General features: G+C 45.1%; 12 protein-coding genes. 2 read left to right on the top strand and 10 right to left on the bottom strand.

The genetic code is table 11. The annotated features are described in order from the left end of the window. Positions 1 to 102: 102 nt before the first annotated feature. The 6 genes from RAC89_RS19665 to RAC89_RS19640 form a co-directional block, all read right to left on the bottom strand. On the bottom strand, positions 103 to 1,389 hold the full coding sequence (locus RAC89_RS19665) for an IS110 family RNA-guided transposase (protein WP_306615398.1): 1,287 nt from the start codon (positions 1,387 to 1,389) through the stop codon (positions 103 to 105). Between the two features lie 368 nt (positions 1,390 to 1,757). After that, positions 1,758 to 2,225: an ASCH domain-containing protein gene (locus tag RAC89_RS19660; protein ID WP_306615397.1), complete on the bottom strand. Its 468-nt coding sequence runs from the start codon at positions 2,223 to 2,225 to the stop codon at positions 1,758 to 1,760. A 1,032-nt stretch (positions 2,226 to 3,257) separates the two neighbouring features. Then, positions 3,258 to 5,987 (bottom strand): glycosyl hydrolase family 28-related protein, encoded by a 2,730-nt coding sequence (locus tag RAC89_RS19655; protein ID WP_306615396.1) that lies wholly within the window; start codon positions 5,985 to 5,987, stop codon positions 3,258 to 3,260. A 350-nt stretch (positions 5,988 to 6,337) separates the two neighbouring features. Continuing rightward, positions 6,338 to 6,916 (bottom strand): LURP-one-related family protein, encoded by a 579-nt coding sequence (locus tag RAC89_RS19650; RefSeq protein ID WP_306615395.1) that lies wholly within the window; start codon positions 6,914 to 6,916, stop codon positions 6,338 to 6,340. Between the two features lie 160 nt (positions 6,917 to 7,076). Continuing rightward, positions 7,077 to 7,538: a GNAT family N-acetyltransferase gene (locus RAC89_RS19645; protein ID WP_306615394.1), complete on the bottom strand. Its 462-nt coding sequence runs from the start codon at positions 7,536 to 7,538 to the stop codon at positions 7,077 to 7,079. A gap of 17 nt (positions 7,539 to 7,555) precedes the next feature. Next, positions 7,556 to 8,032, bottom strand: a complete 477-nt coding sequence (locus RAC89_RS19640; protein ID WP_306615393.1) for a DinB family protein — start codon at positions 8,030 to 8,032, stop codon at positions 7,556 to 7,558. Positions 8,033 to 8,166: 134 nt separating this feature from the next. Here RAC89_RS19640 and RAC89_RS19635 point away from each other — a divergent pair, with 134 nt between their 5' ends. Beyond that, the gene (locus RAC89_RS19635) at positions 8,167 to 8,361 is read left to right on the top strand and encodes a cold-inducible protein YdjO-related protein (RefSeq protein WP_284638270.1); all 195 of its coding nucleotides are present in this window, start codon (positions 8,167 to 8,169) and stop codon (positions 8,359 to 8,361) included. 160 nt (positions 8,362 to 8,521) lie between these two features. Here the strand turns inward: RAC89_RS19635 and RAC89_RS19630 are convergent, their stop codons facing one another. Next, positions 8,522 to 9,703, bottom strand: a complete 1,182-nt coding sequence (locus tag RAC89_RS19630) for a hypothetical protein (RefSeq protein ID WP_306615392.1) — start codon at positions 9,701 to 9,703, stop codon at positions 8,522 to 8,524. A 639-nt stretch (positions 9,704 to 10,342) separates the two neighbouring features. Between RAC89_RS19630 and RAC89_RS19625 the strand changes: the two genes are divergently transcribed. Next, entirely contained in the window at positions 10,343 to 11,284 is a 942-nt protein-coding gene (locus RAC89_RS19625; protein ID WP_306615391.1) for a polysaccharide pyruvyl transferase family protein, read from the top strand. Positions 11,285 to 11,412: 128 nt separating this feature from the next. On the opposite strand, the gene RAC89_RS19620 is transcribed toward RAC89_RS19625, so the two are convergent. The 3 genes from RAC89_RS19620 to RAC89_RS19610 form a co-directional block, all read right to left on the bottom strand. Then, entirely contained in the window at positions 11,413 to 12,309 is an 897-nt protein-coding gene (locus tag RAC89_RS19620; protein ID WP_306615390.1) for a carbohydrate ABC transporter permease, read from the bottom strand. 12 nt (positions 12,310 to 12,321) lie between these two features. Then, on the bottom strand, positions 12,322 to 13,287 hold the full coding sequence (locus RAC89_RS19615) for an ABC transporter permease (protein ID WP_306615389.1): 966 nt from the start codon (positions 13,285 to 13,287) through the stop codon (positions 12,322 to 12,324). A 77-nt stretch (positions 13,288 to 13,364) separates the two neighbouring features. After that, entirely contained in the window at positions 13,365 to 15,029 is a 1,665-nt protein-coding gene (locus tag RAC89_RS19610; RefSeq protein ID WP_306615388.1) for an extracellular solute-binding protein, read from the bottom strand. Positions 15,030 to 15,163: the final 134 nt, after the last annotated feature.

Below are 15,163 nucleotides of genomic sequence, written 5' to 3'. Positions count from 1 at the left end.
CCGACAGGATCTTCGTCCGTATGTTAGTGTTGTTCCGACTCATCCGTGCTTCAGTTGTCTGTACTTCGTTATCTGCGTTCGTCATCTATGAAAAGATTGTATCTAAGCTGCTAACGACACTTCTGTGAACCGAGGGATATCCTGCAACATCTTATCCTCACTAAATCGATGCCCCTTTTTCAGGACACTAAAGAGTATTCGAATCAGCTTACTGCATAGCGCAATGAGCGACTGCATCTTTTTCAATGGATTGGCTGGCCGTTTCGTGTAGTACTGGTGTAGCGCCTTAAATGCACGATTCTTTGCCACTAATGGCATCATGACGCGGAAAAGCAGTGCTCGTAATCGTTTTCGGCCGCGCTTCGTGATCTTTGTCTGTCCCTTGTGTTTCCCTGACGTGTTTTCTTTTAGATTCAAACCCGCAAGCTTAATAATTTGCTTAGGATGCCGGTAACGCTCAATGTCACCAACTTCGGCGAGGAAACCAGCAATACTGTCCCGGCCAATTCCTTTAATGGCCAGTAGTGACTTCACATGAGGGATTTGCTTCAGGAGCCCATCAAGCTCTGCGTCAAGCTCTTCAAACTTGCTTATCAGCAGCTCGTATTGCGTCAATAACAACTTAAGCTCGAGTTTCGCTAACGCTGCACCCTCTCGTATGCCCACGGATCGGCTTGCTGCTGCTTTCAAACTCCTCATACGTTCTAGACCAAGACCTCGCTTGGCTACCTCTCTTAGATGCCTTAACAGGGCTTCCTCTGACTGAGAAACCAACTCATGCGGTAACAAACAAAGGGCGAGCATCTGACGTGCTGACTTGCATTCCCAATCTTTAAACACGGTAAGGAACTCTGGAAAATACCGATCCAGCCAATTATGAACGCGGCCTTGCACTACACGCAGGTCAGTCGACAGATGATCGCGAATTTTCATTGCTTCCCTTAGTTCGGCATAAACGCCCTGGAGAAGATTGGGTACAGCGTATCTTCCGTCTTTGATGAGCTGTGCTATAACTTTGGCATCTTTGATGTCATTCTTGGTCGGCGAATTGTCATCCAGCTCCTTGCTTTTCTTCACGTGCAGCGGATTAACCACAGCGCATGTAACTTGCTTTTCTCTTAGAAAATAGGCCAGGTTCAGCCAGTAGTGGCCGGTCGGCTCCATACCGACTATGACGTCCTGGAACCCTTGCTCCGTCGCAATCTTCTTGAACCAGCTAACGAACAATTCAAAGCCTTCTCGGCTATTTTCAAACGAGATGGATTTCCCGAACTCGACTCCACGGTTGTCTTGTGCTCGAGCCACATGTTTGAATTTTGCAATGTCGACTCCGACAACTAAGGTTGAAGAAGTAATTTGATTAATGCGTTCATTTTGAGTAGAATTCATCTTATAGTCTCCTTGGTTTGTTTTTGGATCCGGTAGCTCGCCAGCGTCGTGGACCCATTAACATCATACCAAGGAGTCTTTTTGTTTCTCAAATCTCGTATTTCTACATAATAGGAATGCTGCCCGTTACTTCAACGATACCAGGGAGCAGACCGCCGCGGCAGCTGCTCCCTGGTTATTACGCTAACGTTCCCATTTAGCGTAATGATAAGATAACGAATAATGATCAAAAAAGGCTTACTACCACTGCAGATGCCTCTTTCTCATTTTGGCGATATATGTGATTTGTGCTGTGTGACCGGGCAAATGTATATAGCGTCTTCAGCTAACGTATCCCGTTAATGCCCTTAACTGGAATCATAGTCAACTCAATGAGGTAGAACACTGTTAATAACATCGACTAACTCAAAACGCTCACATACCAACATCATATCCTGAGAAAATGTAAGTCCTAACTTACTTAACTCCTCAATAAAGAATTTTTCGTGATTTTCATTCCAGTATTGATATGTTCTATCTCCTTCACCTTCGGCAACAGCGAATTCTTCTGGAACCTCATTCATTGGTATTACTCTAACATCTACCGTTTTAATTATCGCTACGGGTTCATCGTTACTATTTAAAATAATGCTATAATCTTCAGTCGACGGAAGTGGCTCATTTTCGATTTCATAAAAAATGAGTCCAGAACAAGTGGCTGATTTAACACCATCAATTACTAAATGAGCCAAGTGGTCTGGATTAGCTCCGAATTTCCACGCACTGACTGATTTCGGTTTCTCATGACCTTGAGATATCCAATATTTATCCCAATATCTTTTTGATGCTACGTTCATTTTGCTCCTCCTAACCATTACCCCCCTTACCACATTCTTGCTCTACTCCATTAGCATTCAGGGAGCATCAGCCGCGGCGGTCTGTACATGGGTTATTGCGCTATCGTTCCTAGGTAGTTCAGAGAATCAGAATAATAACTACTCATATACAATCGTTGAGTTATCAAAGAAGTGATTGAGAATACCGGTAGTTCGAACGGTATACACCATGTTGGCATCAGAGTATGTATCTTCTACTTGGATGTAGAACGGGAGGGTTCGAACATGTTTGCTTTCCCATTCTATAGCATCTTGTCCTCGTTTACATATAATAATTTTACTTGGTCCTCCTACCTCACACGAAATAGCGTGCTCCTTTTCAAGCCACAATTTATAATCTTCCTCATCTGGGCATGTAAAATAAAGCAATATTACTACGAACAACAGAATACTTGTTATAGTCTTTAGGTAGCGTTTCACCTGATCCTCCTCAAATAAACGGATTGATACTACATACTGGTTACGTATTTTGGTACCATTTTTAATCTTCCTAATGTAAACATACCACCAACATATGAAAGCTAGTATTCGGTTATTCTGCTGCCCGTTCAACGACACCAAGGAGAAGCTTCCGTGGGTATTGACCCTATGCTTATTAGGCGTTCTTTAGATGAAAATTATATTTTGGATATTTTGGACTCTTACTACACCAGGCCTCCAGATATCACCCATTATTCTAATAAGGATTACGGTTTTAGGAAATACTCATTATGGATAATCTGGGAGGTGAACTTGTAAATGAGCACGAAAACCAAGCCCGATAAAAACAATCCTAAGAGTAGCCCGTCGCGATCCAACGACCCGAACGATCAAGGAAAGAAGAGCTAGAAATCGAAGTAAAGCTGACATGTCCAGTCGGGAGTTGTCAAAAGAACGGGAAGCGTTAGACCCTATTGGGGTAATGTAATGAAAGCAAGGCGGCCCCATGAAGGGAACCGCCTTATTGGCCTTGTTTAGAATCGAGGTCGGCAATACTAAAAAACTGTAAGCACTTTACGGGGTCGGGCTACCCAGAGGATTGCCATTCTTGTACATGATAGGTCGATGATCGGATGCTACAGCACTTGTGTCCGCTTTGATCGGATAATAGAGGTCGTACGGATTTTTAAACAATTTATCGTTCTGGTTCCAAACAGGGACATCTGTTACCTGATCCGTTAAAGTGGCAATGAGCACATTGGGTGTATTGGTAATTTTAAATAAGTTGCCCTTCTTTGCTGGATCAATATTTGTACCTGTTGGCCGTGTATAACCTGTTTTAGCGGGAGTAATGACACCATCGTAAGGCGCGGTGCCGCTTCCACTATGTCCGAAAACCCTAATATGGTCGGAGTTCTTGATATCCATGTACGTGGTGTTATCTTCGGTCTTGCTTCCATAGATCGATACATACTTGCTGTTATCGATTTCAACGGCGGCAGCGCTCTTAATGTACTCCCAGTTCGTCGCATAAATAGACAGTGGGATGTCTGCCGTTTTACTCTCGATGGCAAGCAGTCTCATCGCAGGGTCTAAGTCTGTATCAAATAGCTGGGCATACATATTATAAATTTTGCCACCGCCATTGCCGGTAATATACAAGAGTGGATGTTTAAAAGTCGCAGGCTTCATGTTGTTGGTACCCGTCGATCCAGAGCCGATGAAGCCGTAGGTACGGTAAGGCTCGATCTGTACACCCCGCATTCTGGAGGTGCCGCCACCTTGCCACTTAATGGCGTAGAGCGGTTGGATATCTGGAGTGTAGCTATCGGGAAGCTCACGGGTTGGCATGACGGTCAGATCGCTGATTACGTTATCCGCGTCCGGATCAGTCGCCGTCCGTACCATCGGTACCGGACCGACGCCGTTATTCCATTTTCCTGTAGTAGCGGTTGAGATATCGTAAAGATCCGCCATAATGACGGAGTAAGCCGGGCTTACACCGAAGAGCTTGGTGTTCTTTTGGAGATTCAACGGTTTACTTATCTTGTAATAGCCCTTGGGCAAAAATACGTACTCGTTGGCATTAATCGCGTTCTGAAGCGCGGTTGTATCGTCCGTTACTCCATCGCCTACGGCGCCGACAGTCTTTACATTGACAGCCCCCGTGGTCTGGAAGTTTGGAAAATCACCTGCGGCCCAGCCATGCTTGGAATGTAAATCCGTAGGAGGCGCGGTACTTGCGGCTCCACCTGGATTATAAGTATTCGACCCTGTTTGTGCTTTATTAATGTAAGGGGCGGTTTGGAAAGTTATAGTATTAGTTCCAGTATTCCAAGTTTGATTAGTGCTCGTGGCATACTCGCTGAAACGGTACCAGTTATTTGCGCTAGCCGTCAGGTCAGTGCCTGCGGTCGTTTTCAACACTTTGCCCACGTTTTTGAAGTAGACGTTATTCATATACAAGCCTTCTACAAGATTTGGTTTCAGTGTTGGCATGGCAAAGGAGCTTATGCCTCCGTTAGCAAATTCACTGTCAATAAGCGTTGTATTATCATCAGATCCTGCAATGGCGTAGAATGTATCCGTACCCGTTACATACGGGTCTGTATATTCGATTGAAGAATCGATGAGATTAATCGTGCCGAACATAGGTTGAGGTTTTTTCGTTCTGACGATAGCAGGGCCCTTATAGCCGGCGGTGATCTTCATGCCGGTCACCACCGCTGTTCCTCCGGCGCCGGCCAACCAGGCTGCATCCGTTTGGCCTGACAGCTTAATATTGTGCATGGACTGAGTCAAGACGGTCGTCGTTCTACTGTCGATGCCGTACTTTCCGCCGGTAATGGTCAGATTGGTCCAGCTTCCGCCATTGCCCGACCCGCCTACGATCCCGGCCAAGCTGGTGCGAGCATTGATCGATACATCCTGCAGCACCCCGCCTTGCGCCGAAGCCATGACAATTCCGATCGCCCGTGGATTGTTGTAACCGGTATCGATGTCTATATTATCAATCATAATATTTCCTTCGATATCCGAGCCATGTTTGTCTCCGTACTTGATCGTGACTATGTCACCGCTTTTTTCGATATCTGGTTGATAGTAATGGATGACGGCTTTAGCGGTAGTAGCCTGGGCAGGATCTGTAGTGGCGTTGAAGCCCGGATTATTGTTTTTCAGCTTAATCTGGGCTCTATCTCCGGTTTTCGGACCTAATAACACGGTAGGCATTTCATTTTTATTAGCCACTATGCTGACAGTATTTCCTGTTCGCAGGGAAATGCCGGACCGAATGAGAATGGTGTCGGATACCAAGTAGGTTCCTGCTGGGAAGAAGACCGCCATCTGGTTCTTCTTTCCGAATTCGATGGCATCCTGGATTTCTTGTGTTGCATCCGCTATTCCGTTGTTTGGCGCATAAAAGGGCGCCGCCGTTACGTCGATAATCCCCATATTCGCATACGCGCTATTTGTACCGGGTGCTGTGTAAACGGCGGGATCCTTATACAGATCCATGCCATCGCCGACCGGTTCATTGGGATCTGCACCTGTTGCAGGATAAGGACCCCAAACAATCGGAATGATCTCCTTACCGGTTGTCACATCAATGCCAGTGCCTTGTGTGGCAATATCGTTGAGATAATTGCTCTTGTTCAGGGTGTGCCCGGGAACCATATCAATGTTCAGCGGAGTCGTACGGCCAGGGAGCGCAATCTTGGCGCTGACCATGGAGGCATTCATGGTGATTAGCATACCCAATATCAATGTGGTGGAAATGACTTTTTTCGATACCTTGGATAACATCAAATTCACTCCTTTTTCATGTACTTGTTAATTCCGGCATGATCAGCATGGAGCCGGATCACCCGCTCGCTGCTCTACAAGGCTGTCGGATGCAGCGCTGATACGCTGCTTTCGTTGATTCACCTCCTAATTCAAAGCTGACTACAATTTGTCACAACTAGAATTATAAGGTTATGTAAGCGGATTCGACATAGACAATATCACACGTATTTGACTTATTTCGTAACTATTGGAGGTCGCTTTCACTAGAGTGGAAGTTGTCTTGGTTACTACAGTTATTAGACGATCTACTAAAGCAAACAACGTCACCATGCATCGTGGTGACGTTGTTATAAATCTACTATTCTACTTTAACCCTGATTGCCCTCGACGGCGATCAGTAGCACCGCGGCGGCAATGCCCAAGCGGCGATCAAGTTTTTCGTTGTGGTCGGCGGAGAAATCGAGGTTTAGTTTTTGGACGAACGGGTTGAAATTCTGTTTGTACTCAGCGACTTTGGTCCCGTTTATTTCCACGTTGTAATGCTGAGGAATCAAATTCGTCAGGAATCTTCGCAAAAGAGCAAGCAGTACGTTATCTTCCTTAATTAATCCGATCTCCGACTCACTTGGGTTCAAAATCGCCCATTCGTCCTTGAAGATCGACTTCATCCCTTTGCGCTGTAAAGAACCTATCTTGGTCCCGGTTTCGACATCAATGACATCAAAAATGGAGGAAAAATCAATGACGCTTCGCGCTTGAATCGTGATCAAACAATCTTGCATTGTTTCATCGCCGTATATTCGGATGTCTTCCTTCAGCTTGAAGGCTTTCATCTTCGAAAACAAAATTTTCTCTTCATTCTCGTCGAAAATATCGATTTTAGCCCCAACTAGAGATAGGATCTGTTTTCTAACTACGAATTTATGATTATTGAATTTCGAATTCAAGTCTTCACCCCCTGCATTCTAGACTCAACTGAGTCATTAATCATTAAATTCGGCAAAGTAGGGAAGATTCCTTTTTGTATCCAAATTCGGTTCATTTCGAGATTTGGATCGCGTAGTGACTGCATTACTTCAACGAGTTACATAACGAGATCACCGTGCTTTAGATTTTTTTATAAACAAATTCTCTATAAGCCACAAAACCTTGCTTATTGTAAAAGTTTTTTGCATGTTCATTTTCAACCCAATAATCTAATTCTACATCATCCAGTCCTTCACTTTTAGCCAGCTCATAAATGTAATTCATTAAGTGTGAACCATATCCTCTACTTTTTCGTTCCTCTATTATGCTTATTTGGTGTACGAATAGAGTTCTACGCTGTTTTGTGAAAACATTCTCTGAGTAAGTTTTCATTTCAATCCATGCATAACCAAGCGGAAAACCGTCATCCTCAATGAGGAGAAAAACAAACTTTTCATTTGTTACTGCTTTCTTAAAGAATTCTCGCATAGCTTCGAAATTGTATGGTTTAAAATAATCGGGGTATAAAGATACGTGCAATTCGTGAGCAGGTTTATTCAAGGTTGCAATTAATTCAAAATTCATAGTGGGAGTAATAACCATGGTTAACCTCCATGTGGTTAGCGGGATAACAATGCTTTATAAAGTTTAATGACGCTCAAATGCATACCCTCATGATATAAACTGAAGCTGAGGAATTGTTCCGGCGTTTCCAGGGTCATTCCAGAAGAGGTAGTATAAGGCGGAACAATCTTCTCCTGCAAGCGATGTCCCAAAACCTTACGTATCCGCTCTTGTTGTCCTACTAGCAGAATTTCTAGCTCCCGCAAGGTCGGTACGGGAATGTTATCCGGTTTTTTTGTAGGTGAAGTACCGTATTCAAACTGTTCATTAAACCCATTGGGCAAGTGTTGTGGAAGTCCTATGTATTGGAAGGAGAATCGTTCCAGGACAACATAAATGTGCCCCAAATTCCAGCGTATCGTATTTCGGAATCCTTCGGGGATCCGGTCTGCGATTTCCTCTGTGACTCCCTCCATCGTTTTTAAGGTTTGGCTCCTTACAAATGCCATCTGTTTAAATAAAAAATGTTCCATCGTCCTCACTCCCCATTTGTTCACATTAGCGATAATTTACCACATTTTGCCTCGTTGGGCTATGGACAACCTGAATTATTGTTAGCACTTAAGCATATACATAGTTAAGCGTCGTTGGAAAAGGAGGCCTCTTTTTGAACTCATTTAAGAAAAAAGAGCAAACCACTGAGGAAGAAACCGTGATTTGGCAATGTAACAGCAACAGCTGCAATGGGTGGATTCGTATGAACTTCGCATTTGATGATGAGCCGAAATGCCCTTTATGCGGAACAGAGACAACAAAAGGCTTGAAGATGCTTCCCGTACTTGTAAATCACGCAACATCATAAAATAGCCATCAATAAATGGACCCGGAACCCGGGTCCATTTATTTTATCTTTTTCGTAAACGTAAAGCAGTGTGACCAATGAGTTCGCAAGATTATGCCTCGCAATACACTCTACGATATGATCGAGAAAACCGTCCGCTGACCAATGGATGGTTTTAGTATCATTTAATTACTGGAATTTTACTAATGTCTACTTTTTCGAGCCAGGAAAAAAATTCGGCATATTCGTGAGGAATATTCGACTTATTCCGTGACACGGACTTTTGAATATACTCCCAATGGTATTTGTCACCTTTACTGAATTTCCACTTCTGCAGAAATTTTACTTTTATATTGTCCAGTGTCCGCTTGTTCATCGTGAAGCCATGCCGATTGGGATCGACTCCTGCTAAATACAATCCCACCATGGTTTTGGAGCACTTTTCACAATGGCTGCAGTTCTTTCCCCCGCTGCTCTTCCAGCACACCCTGATTTGTAAAGAGGGATCTTCTGATCGAATGTATTCCGAAATGACGTTGAGCTTATCTTGTCTTGTTAATTCATATCCATCATGTACTACCGACGTCTCACCCCATTTGACGTTAACGTCAATAGATGGATGGGAGCCCCAGGGATAATCCGGAAGTTTATTCGAATAAGTCGAAGGGATGTAGAGTGTCTTTATGCCCTCGATATATGAAATGGGAGCACATAATCCTAATAAGGCATAGCCGTGCTGAATATTCCCCCACCAATTAAGTGAAAATTTATTAATTAGCTTTTTATAATTTATCATTGATCTAAAATTGGTTTGTAAAAAAAGATTTGATACCTTGTTTTGTTTACCAAAATTCAGATTATTTTGTTTAACCAATTTCCATGATTTATCATTTGTGTGTGCTATATCTGACCCCCAAACCGTAATTAAACCCGGCCCTTCTTGTCTCTTTCGAATGTACGTTGTTATTGAATCTACTCCCCCGCTGAATAAAGCTGCACTCTTTTGTTTATTATATCCTCGGGTTTCAACAATGGACTTGGCATATATCTTTCCTCTGAATTTGAGTTTAGGATATAACGCCTGGAACGAATTCCTTACGATTTCAGCAGAACGCAGAAATTGGCTGTCGATCTCTTCCACATGAACATCGGCGTCTGATGCCCAGGCAATAGGAAGGATATTGGAGAGCAACGGAATGGCCAGTAAACTCTTAGGTACGCCTTTAATTTTCCTATTAAATTTAACCCACAGCACTTTTTCTTTAAAAAAAGATTCCAGCTTCTTAGAACAGCTGAAAGAACACTTTAAAGTATTATCACCGACAATTTCAGGATGTTTTACAATTATTTTGTTTCTATCCAATATCCTTCCTCCTATTCGGATTAAGGTCGATATCCCCTGCTACGCGGAATGATAAGCTGCCTGCAGCCCTTTTGGCGAAGCAACTCGATAACATGGGATTCGAGAAAGCCCGAACCGCCGGTAACTGTGCTCATCAATTATTACTGATACGGCTTCACCTTGCTGTTCCAAGGGTCGTAAACCCCTTGATGGGGAAACGGAATTACCCAAGCATACTGGTTGAGTAGCTTGGCTGCATCGATCAATATTGCTCGATTAAAAAGATCTCACCGTCTACAATAACGAATATATCTCTGGTCGCCTTCTTTGCAGCTAAATTCGTCCCTTGCGATCTACTAAACGCCTTCTCGATAGATACTCCAATGCATAGCTCGATCTTGGGCTTCATCGTCTGATAGTAATTTTCACCTACTGCATAGCAGCGTCCCTTGGCCCATAATCAGGCATATAAGGCAACAGAACAGACATTTTTTCAAACATAGTCTCCCTCCCCGGGGTCTTTTCCTCATAGTATTCATACCCTCTACTGCATGGAATAGTGAGCAGCATATTTTATAAAAGTCAATCAATTGACCATTACTTTTTGCTTTATCAGACATATAGTATGGGAAACCATCTAACCTCAGGAAGGTGATTCTAGTGCTGCTTAAGCATAAATCTCCCATAGACATGCTCAAGGCAAGGCTCTCAGAGATTACAGCAGTCATCCCGCCGGGCTCCAATATTGTTTACCTGGACTATCCCGTCCACGGCAACATCGGTGATTTGCTAATATTCAAGGGAACTGAACAGTTCTTCAAAGACTATGAAATAAACGTCCACGCCAGATACAGCTACTTAAATTTTCCGGAGAAGCTATCCATCCCGTCCGACCATATCATCGTCTGCCATGGGGGGGGGAATTTCGGAGATATCTACGGTTCGCATCAGGCGCTGCGGGAGAAAGTTATTGCAGAATACCCCCGCCACCGAATCGTCATCCTTCCACAAACGGTTTACTTCCAGAATAAAAAAAAATACAGAAAAGCAAGGAGTATTTTCTCTAAACATGAAGATCTTCACATTTTTGCCAGGGACTCATTAAGTTTGTACCGAGTGACCGGCTTTAGCCCCCATATACGCGTCATGCCCGATATGGCTCATCAGCTATGGCCTATTCGTCCGTTAGAAGCTAAGCACAAAGCAAAAACGCTCTATCTGCTGCGTAAAGACGTAGAAAAGAAAGAGGGTTTGCATCCGTCGGTTAAAGCTAACGCGATCGATTGGAATAATTTACTCTCGGAGAATGAACATCACGATATTCGCCGGATGAGAAAAAGACATAAAGATTCGAAGGGAGCTGCTAATTCCGCGGAATTGGCACAGTCTTGGTATAATATCGCGGAGAAGCTTATTCACAAGGCGATCATTGCTTTCAGCCAGCATGATGAAATCACGACTTCCCGACTTCACGGCCATATCCTCGCCTGCCTCATGAGTAAGAAAAATGTTCTGATTGACAACTCGTACGGCAAAAATTCCTCTTATTACAAGACATGGACATACCGGATCGGTTCGGCCTCCATAAAAACGAAAAAATGAGTCTCTTACCTATTACGTAGGGGCGTTTATATAGTTCATAGGACCACCAAGCTCCCTCACAAAAAGAGACGGTCACCTCAAGCAGGTTTTACCAGCCTGAGGAGATCGCCTCTCCTTTTTTTACGTAACTACCCTTTAATCGACCCGATCATAACCCCTTTGACGAAGTGCTTCTGTACAAATGGGTACATGACCAAAAGCGGCAGACATGCAAATATAATCAACGAGTACTTCAACAGTTCATTCAAATAGAGACGCTGGTTCTGATCCGCTATATTGGAGGTCAGGTCATCCGCCGTATTCAATAAGAGGATTTCACGCAGAAAAATTTGCAGCGGGTACATCTTTTTGTCCGATAAATAAAGTAACGCTTCAAAAAAGCTATTCCAGTGCTCCACGGCGTAGAACAACGTCGTTACTGCAATAATCGAGCCCGAAAGCGGCAGGACAATGCTCCATAAGAAGCGAAAGTTGCTGCAGCCGTCCATCATGGCCGATTCCAGCAATTCATCGGGAATCGAAGAACGGAAGAAGGACATCATGACGATCACATGAAATACATTCATCGCATTCGGAATGAGAAGCGCCCACCGGGTGTTCAGCAATCCGAGTTTTTTCACAAGAAGATAGGTGGGAATCATCCCGCCGGAGAAAATCATCGTAAAGGTAAACAGCAGCAGGATGAATTTTCTTCCGTCCAAATCCTTGCGGGATAACGGGTAGGCCGCTGCAATAGTAATGATGACATTAAGCGCCGTTCCGACCACGGTATAGAACAGACTGTTGGAATAGCCTGTCCACACCTCTTTATGTTCAATCACTACCCGGTAACCCGCCAGCCCCGGCTCGACGGGAAACAACCACACCTTCCCGGACATCAGTGCCGTAGGAGAGCTGAAGGAAGCGCTTACTATATAAACAAGGGGATATAATACAAGCAATAATATGATGCCCGCCAAGCAACAGATGAATGCCGTGAACAGCCTGTCTCCCCCGGATTCTTTCATCAGTGCGGTTTCTCTCACGCCGCCGCCTCCTTACCACAAGCTGGTTTCATTGACTTTTTTGGCGATACGATTGACAGTAATAATGAGAATAAATCCAATAATCGATTTGAACAGCCCAATGGCAGCCGCATAAGAAAAGTTCGGCATCCCGGAAATGATACCGACTTTATAAACATACGTATCAATAACCTCCGAGGCTTGTACGGTCAACGGATTTTGAAGCAGCAGCACCTTCTGGAAACCGATATTCATGATTCTTCCGACATCGAGAATCAGCAGAATGACAATAGTAGGGAGAATGCCGGGCAGATCGATGTGCCAGATCCGCCTTACCTTGCTGGCTCCATCAATCGTTGCGGCCTCATGAAGCTGAGGGTCGATGCCTGCGAGGGCCGCCAAATAAATAATCGAGCCCCAGCCTGCTTGCTGCCACACGCCTGAGAGCACATAGATGGACTTAAAGTAGCCCGGGGTACCGAGGAAATTGACCGGCTGTCCGCCCAACGCGGTGATGATGTCATTGACCAGCCCCTCTCGGGAGAGCAGCTGTACGATGATACCTACAATGACAACCACGGAAATAAAGTGCGGTGCATAGGTAGTCATCTGCAGCACATTTCGAAACCGCCGGCCGGGCAAATAGTTGATGCATAGCGCAAGCAGAATGGGGGCCGGAAAGCCTACCAGCAGGTTGAACAAGCTCAGCTGCAGCGTATTTTTCAACACCAGCCAGAAGTCATAGGAATGGAAAAAGCGTTCGAAATGAACCAAACCCACCCACTTGCTGCCAAGCACGCCTTTCACAACACTGTAATTTTTAAAGGCAATAATAAGTCCGTACATAGGAACGTAGTGGAAAATAATGACATATAGGACCGGAACCAGCAGCAGCAGATACAGCTGCCAGTTGTCCCGGATCCTCTTCATGACGCCGCTGCCCGGGTTTTTCAGCGTACGCGGTATAGCAGGAGATTTCACTTCCGCGTTGTTCAGCATACCCTGTTCTCTCCTCTTTCTTAATGAAAAGGCCCGGTAATCGCCCCTTACTTACGAGGCATCCTCCGGGCATCCTCTTACTTTTTCAATTTGGCGTAGTTCGCTTGAATAATTTGGGTGTAGGATTTCACTCCGGCATTTTCCAGCTCCTTGATGTATTTGTCCCAATCCTTATCGATATCAAGCGTTCCCGTCACGAATTTCAGCATGAAATCCTGTACGACGGTGGTAATGCTTTTCTGAATATCGCCGAACTGGGCCAGATCCTCATCAGAGAAATACATATGTGGCACATACCGCTCCGCCGCCGAATACGGTTTATAATAATCCTTCGTGATCTGCTGCAGCCGAACCTCCGTTTCCGCTTCCTTCGTTGCCGCAATGCCGTTACGGAAGCTTAGATCCTGGAAGCGCGGCGCCGTTTGGGACCAGCGGAAGTTGTTCTTGGTGCCGAACGGAACGAGCATTTGGTAGGTTGCCGGACCGCCGTCAAGTCCTTTGGTGCCGGGCTCCGGTTTTTTCCAGCCTACGCCCTCCTTGCCTAAATAATCGCTCATCCCCTCCGCCAGCTTGGCATCCTCGTTAAAGAACCAGTCGATCCACCGCATGGCCAGTTGCGGATTCTTGGCATCCTTAGTAATGACGAAGGCGCCGTTGTCCACGCCATAACCCCGATCGAACCCATAGCGTTTCCCGTCGGGACCGGCCAGGATCGGCACAGGGACATACACCTTGTATCTTCCGCTCGGCCCGTTGTCAATCGACAGGTTCCCCCAATAAAGCGCGGTTGCCGAGCCCAGTCTCGATCCTGCCGGGTCCTCAGCCAGTGCAGTCAACGCCTTGCGGTCCTGTATGAACGCATCCGGCTGCAGCAGCCCCTCCTGTACCAATTTTCTTAAGTATCTGAGTCCTTCCCTATAAGCCGGCTTATCCGCAGAGAACTCCACTTTGCCGTTATCGAGCATTAAATAATTCGAACGGTCGTAGAAGAGAAACGATTGCATAAAGAAGCTCTCGATTTCATTGTTTCCGTTGGTGGTTCCATTGGCGCCGGATAGCGGGATTTCGTCAGCCTTGCCGTTTCCGTTCGGATCCTGGGTTTTGAACGCCTTCAGCACGTTATAATATTCCTCCAGGGTAGTTGGCACCTGCAGGCCCAGCTTATCCAGCCAAGGCTTGTAAATCCACAGCTTCTTCGGCATGGTGGCATGGAAGGTTTCCCCTACATTCGGAATGGAGTAAATTTTCCCGTCCGGCGCGTATAAATAATAGCTTAAATACGGTGCCTTTTCGATCATACGTTTCACATTCGGCGCGTATTGATGGATCAATTCATTCAAGGGTAAGAACAAGCCTTGACTTCCGTAACCGACCAGCTGGCTGTCCGAAATTCCGGAGGACATGAACACATCAGGGAGATCGCCTCCTGCCAGCTTCACCTGAAGCTTTTCCTTCATGGCGGAGCCCGGCACGACCTCCCATTCTACTTTTACATTCGTCTTGTCCTCATACCATTTGGTGAATTCATTGGTTTCATAATTCTCCACATTTACGTCTTGTTTCGTGAAGACCTTAAGGGTTGCTTTTTCATTCACAATGGGATACGTTCCCACGGGGGTCATCTTGATGTCACCATTGCTATTCCCGGAGGCTCCTGTCGTGTTACCGTCATCTCCGCACGCCGCAAGCAAAGCGGTCATGCCCAGCATAATACCGGATAACGCGATTACTGGCTTTTTCATAAATGCCCCCCTACTCATTTCTAATTATTGTTCCCCTTGTTACTTTATTATCCACTATTTCCTTGCTTAGGGACAAGAAGGCAATATATGAAAAACCATAGCAATCGTTCTACGAATCATTCCGGCCGCACGAA

Source organism: Paenibacillus sp. GD4, assembly GCF_030846225.1.
Taxonomy (GTDB): domain Bacteria; phylum Bacillota; class Bacilli; order Paenibacillales; family NBRC-103111; genus Paenibacillus_G; species Paenibacillus_G silviterrae.
This window is presented reverse-complemented; position numbering and strand designations above follow the sequence as displayed.

Excerpts from the sequence above, each read along its gene's own strand:
- RAC89_RS19615 (WP_306615389.1), bottom strand. The coding sequence starts at position 13,287 with ATGCTGAACAACGCGGAAGTGAAATCTCCTGCTATACCGCGTACGCTG.
- RAC89_RS19660 (WP_306615397.1), bottom strand. The coding sequence starts at position 2,225 with ATGAACGTAGCATCAAAAAGATATTGGGATAAATATTGGATATCTCAA.
- RAC89_RS19640 (WP_306615393.1), bottom strand. The coding sequence starts at position 8,032 with ATGGAACATTTTTTATTTAAACAGATGGCATTTGTAAGGAGCCAAACC.
- RAC89_RS19610 (WP_306615388.1), bottom strand. The coding sequence starts at position 15,029 with ATGAAAAAGCCAGTAATCGCGTTATCCGGTATTATGCTGGGCATGACC.
- RAC89_RS19645 (WP_306615394.1), bottom strand. The coding sequence starts at position 7,538 with ATGGTTATTACTCCCACTATGAATTTTGAATTAATTGCAACCTTGAAT.
- RAC89_RS19665 (WP_306615398.1), bottom strand. The coding sequence starts at position 1,389 with ATGAATTCTACTCAAAATGAACGCATTAATCAAATTACTTCTTCAACC.
- RAC89_RS19655 (WP_306615396.1), bottom strand. The coding sequence starts at position 5,987 with ATGTTATCCAAGGTATCGAAAAAAGTCATTTCCACCACATTGATATTG.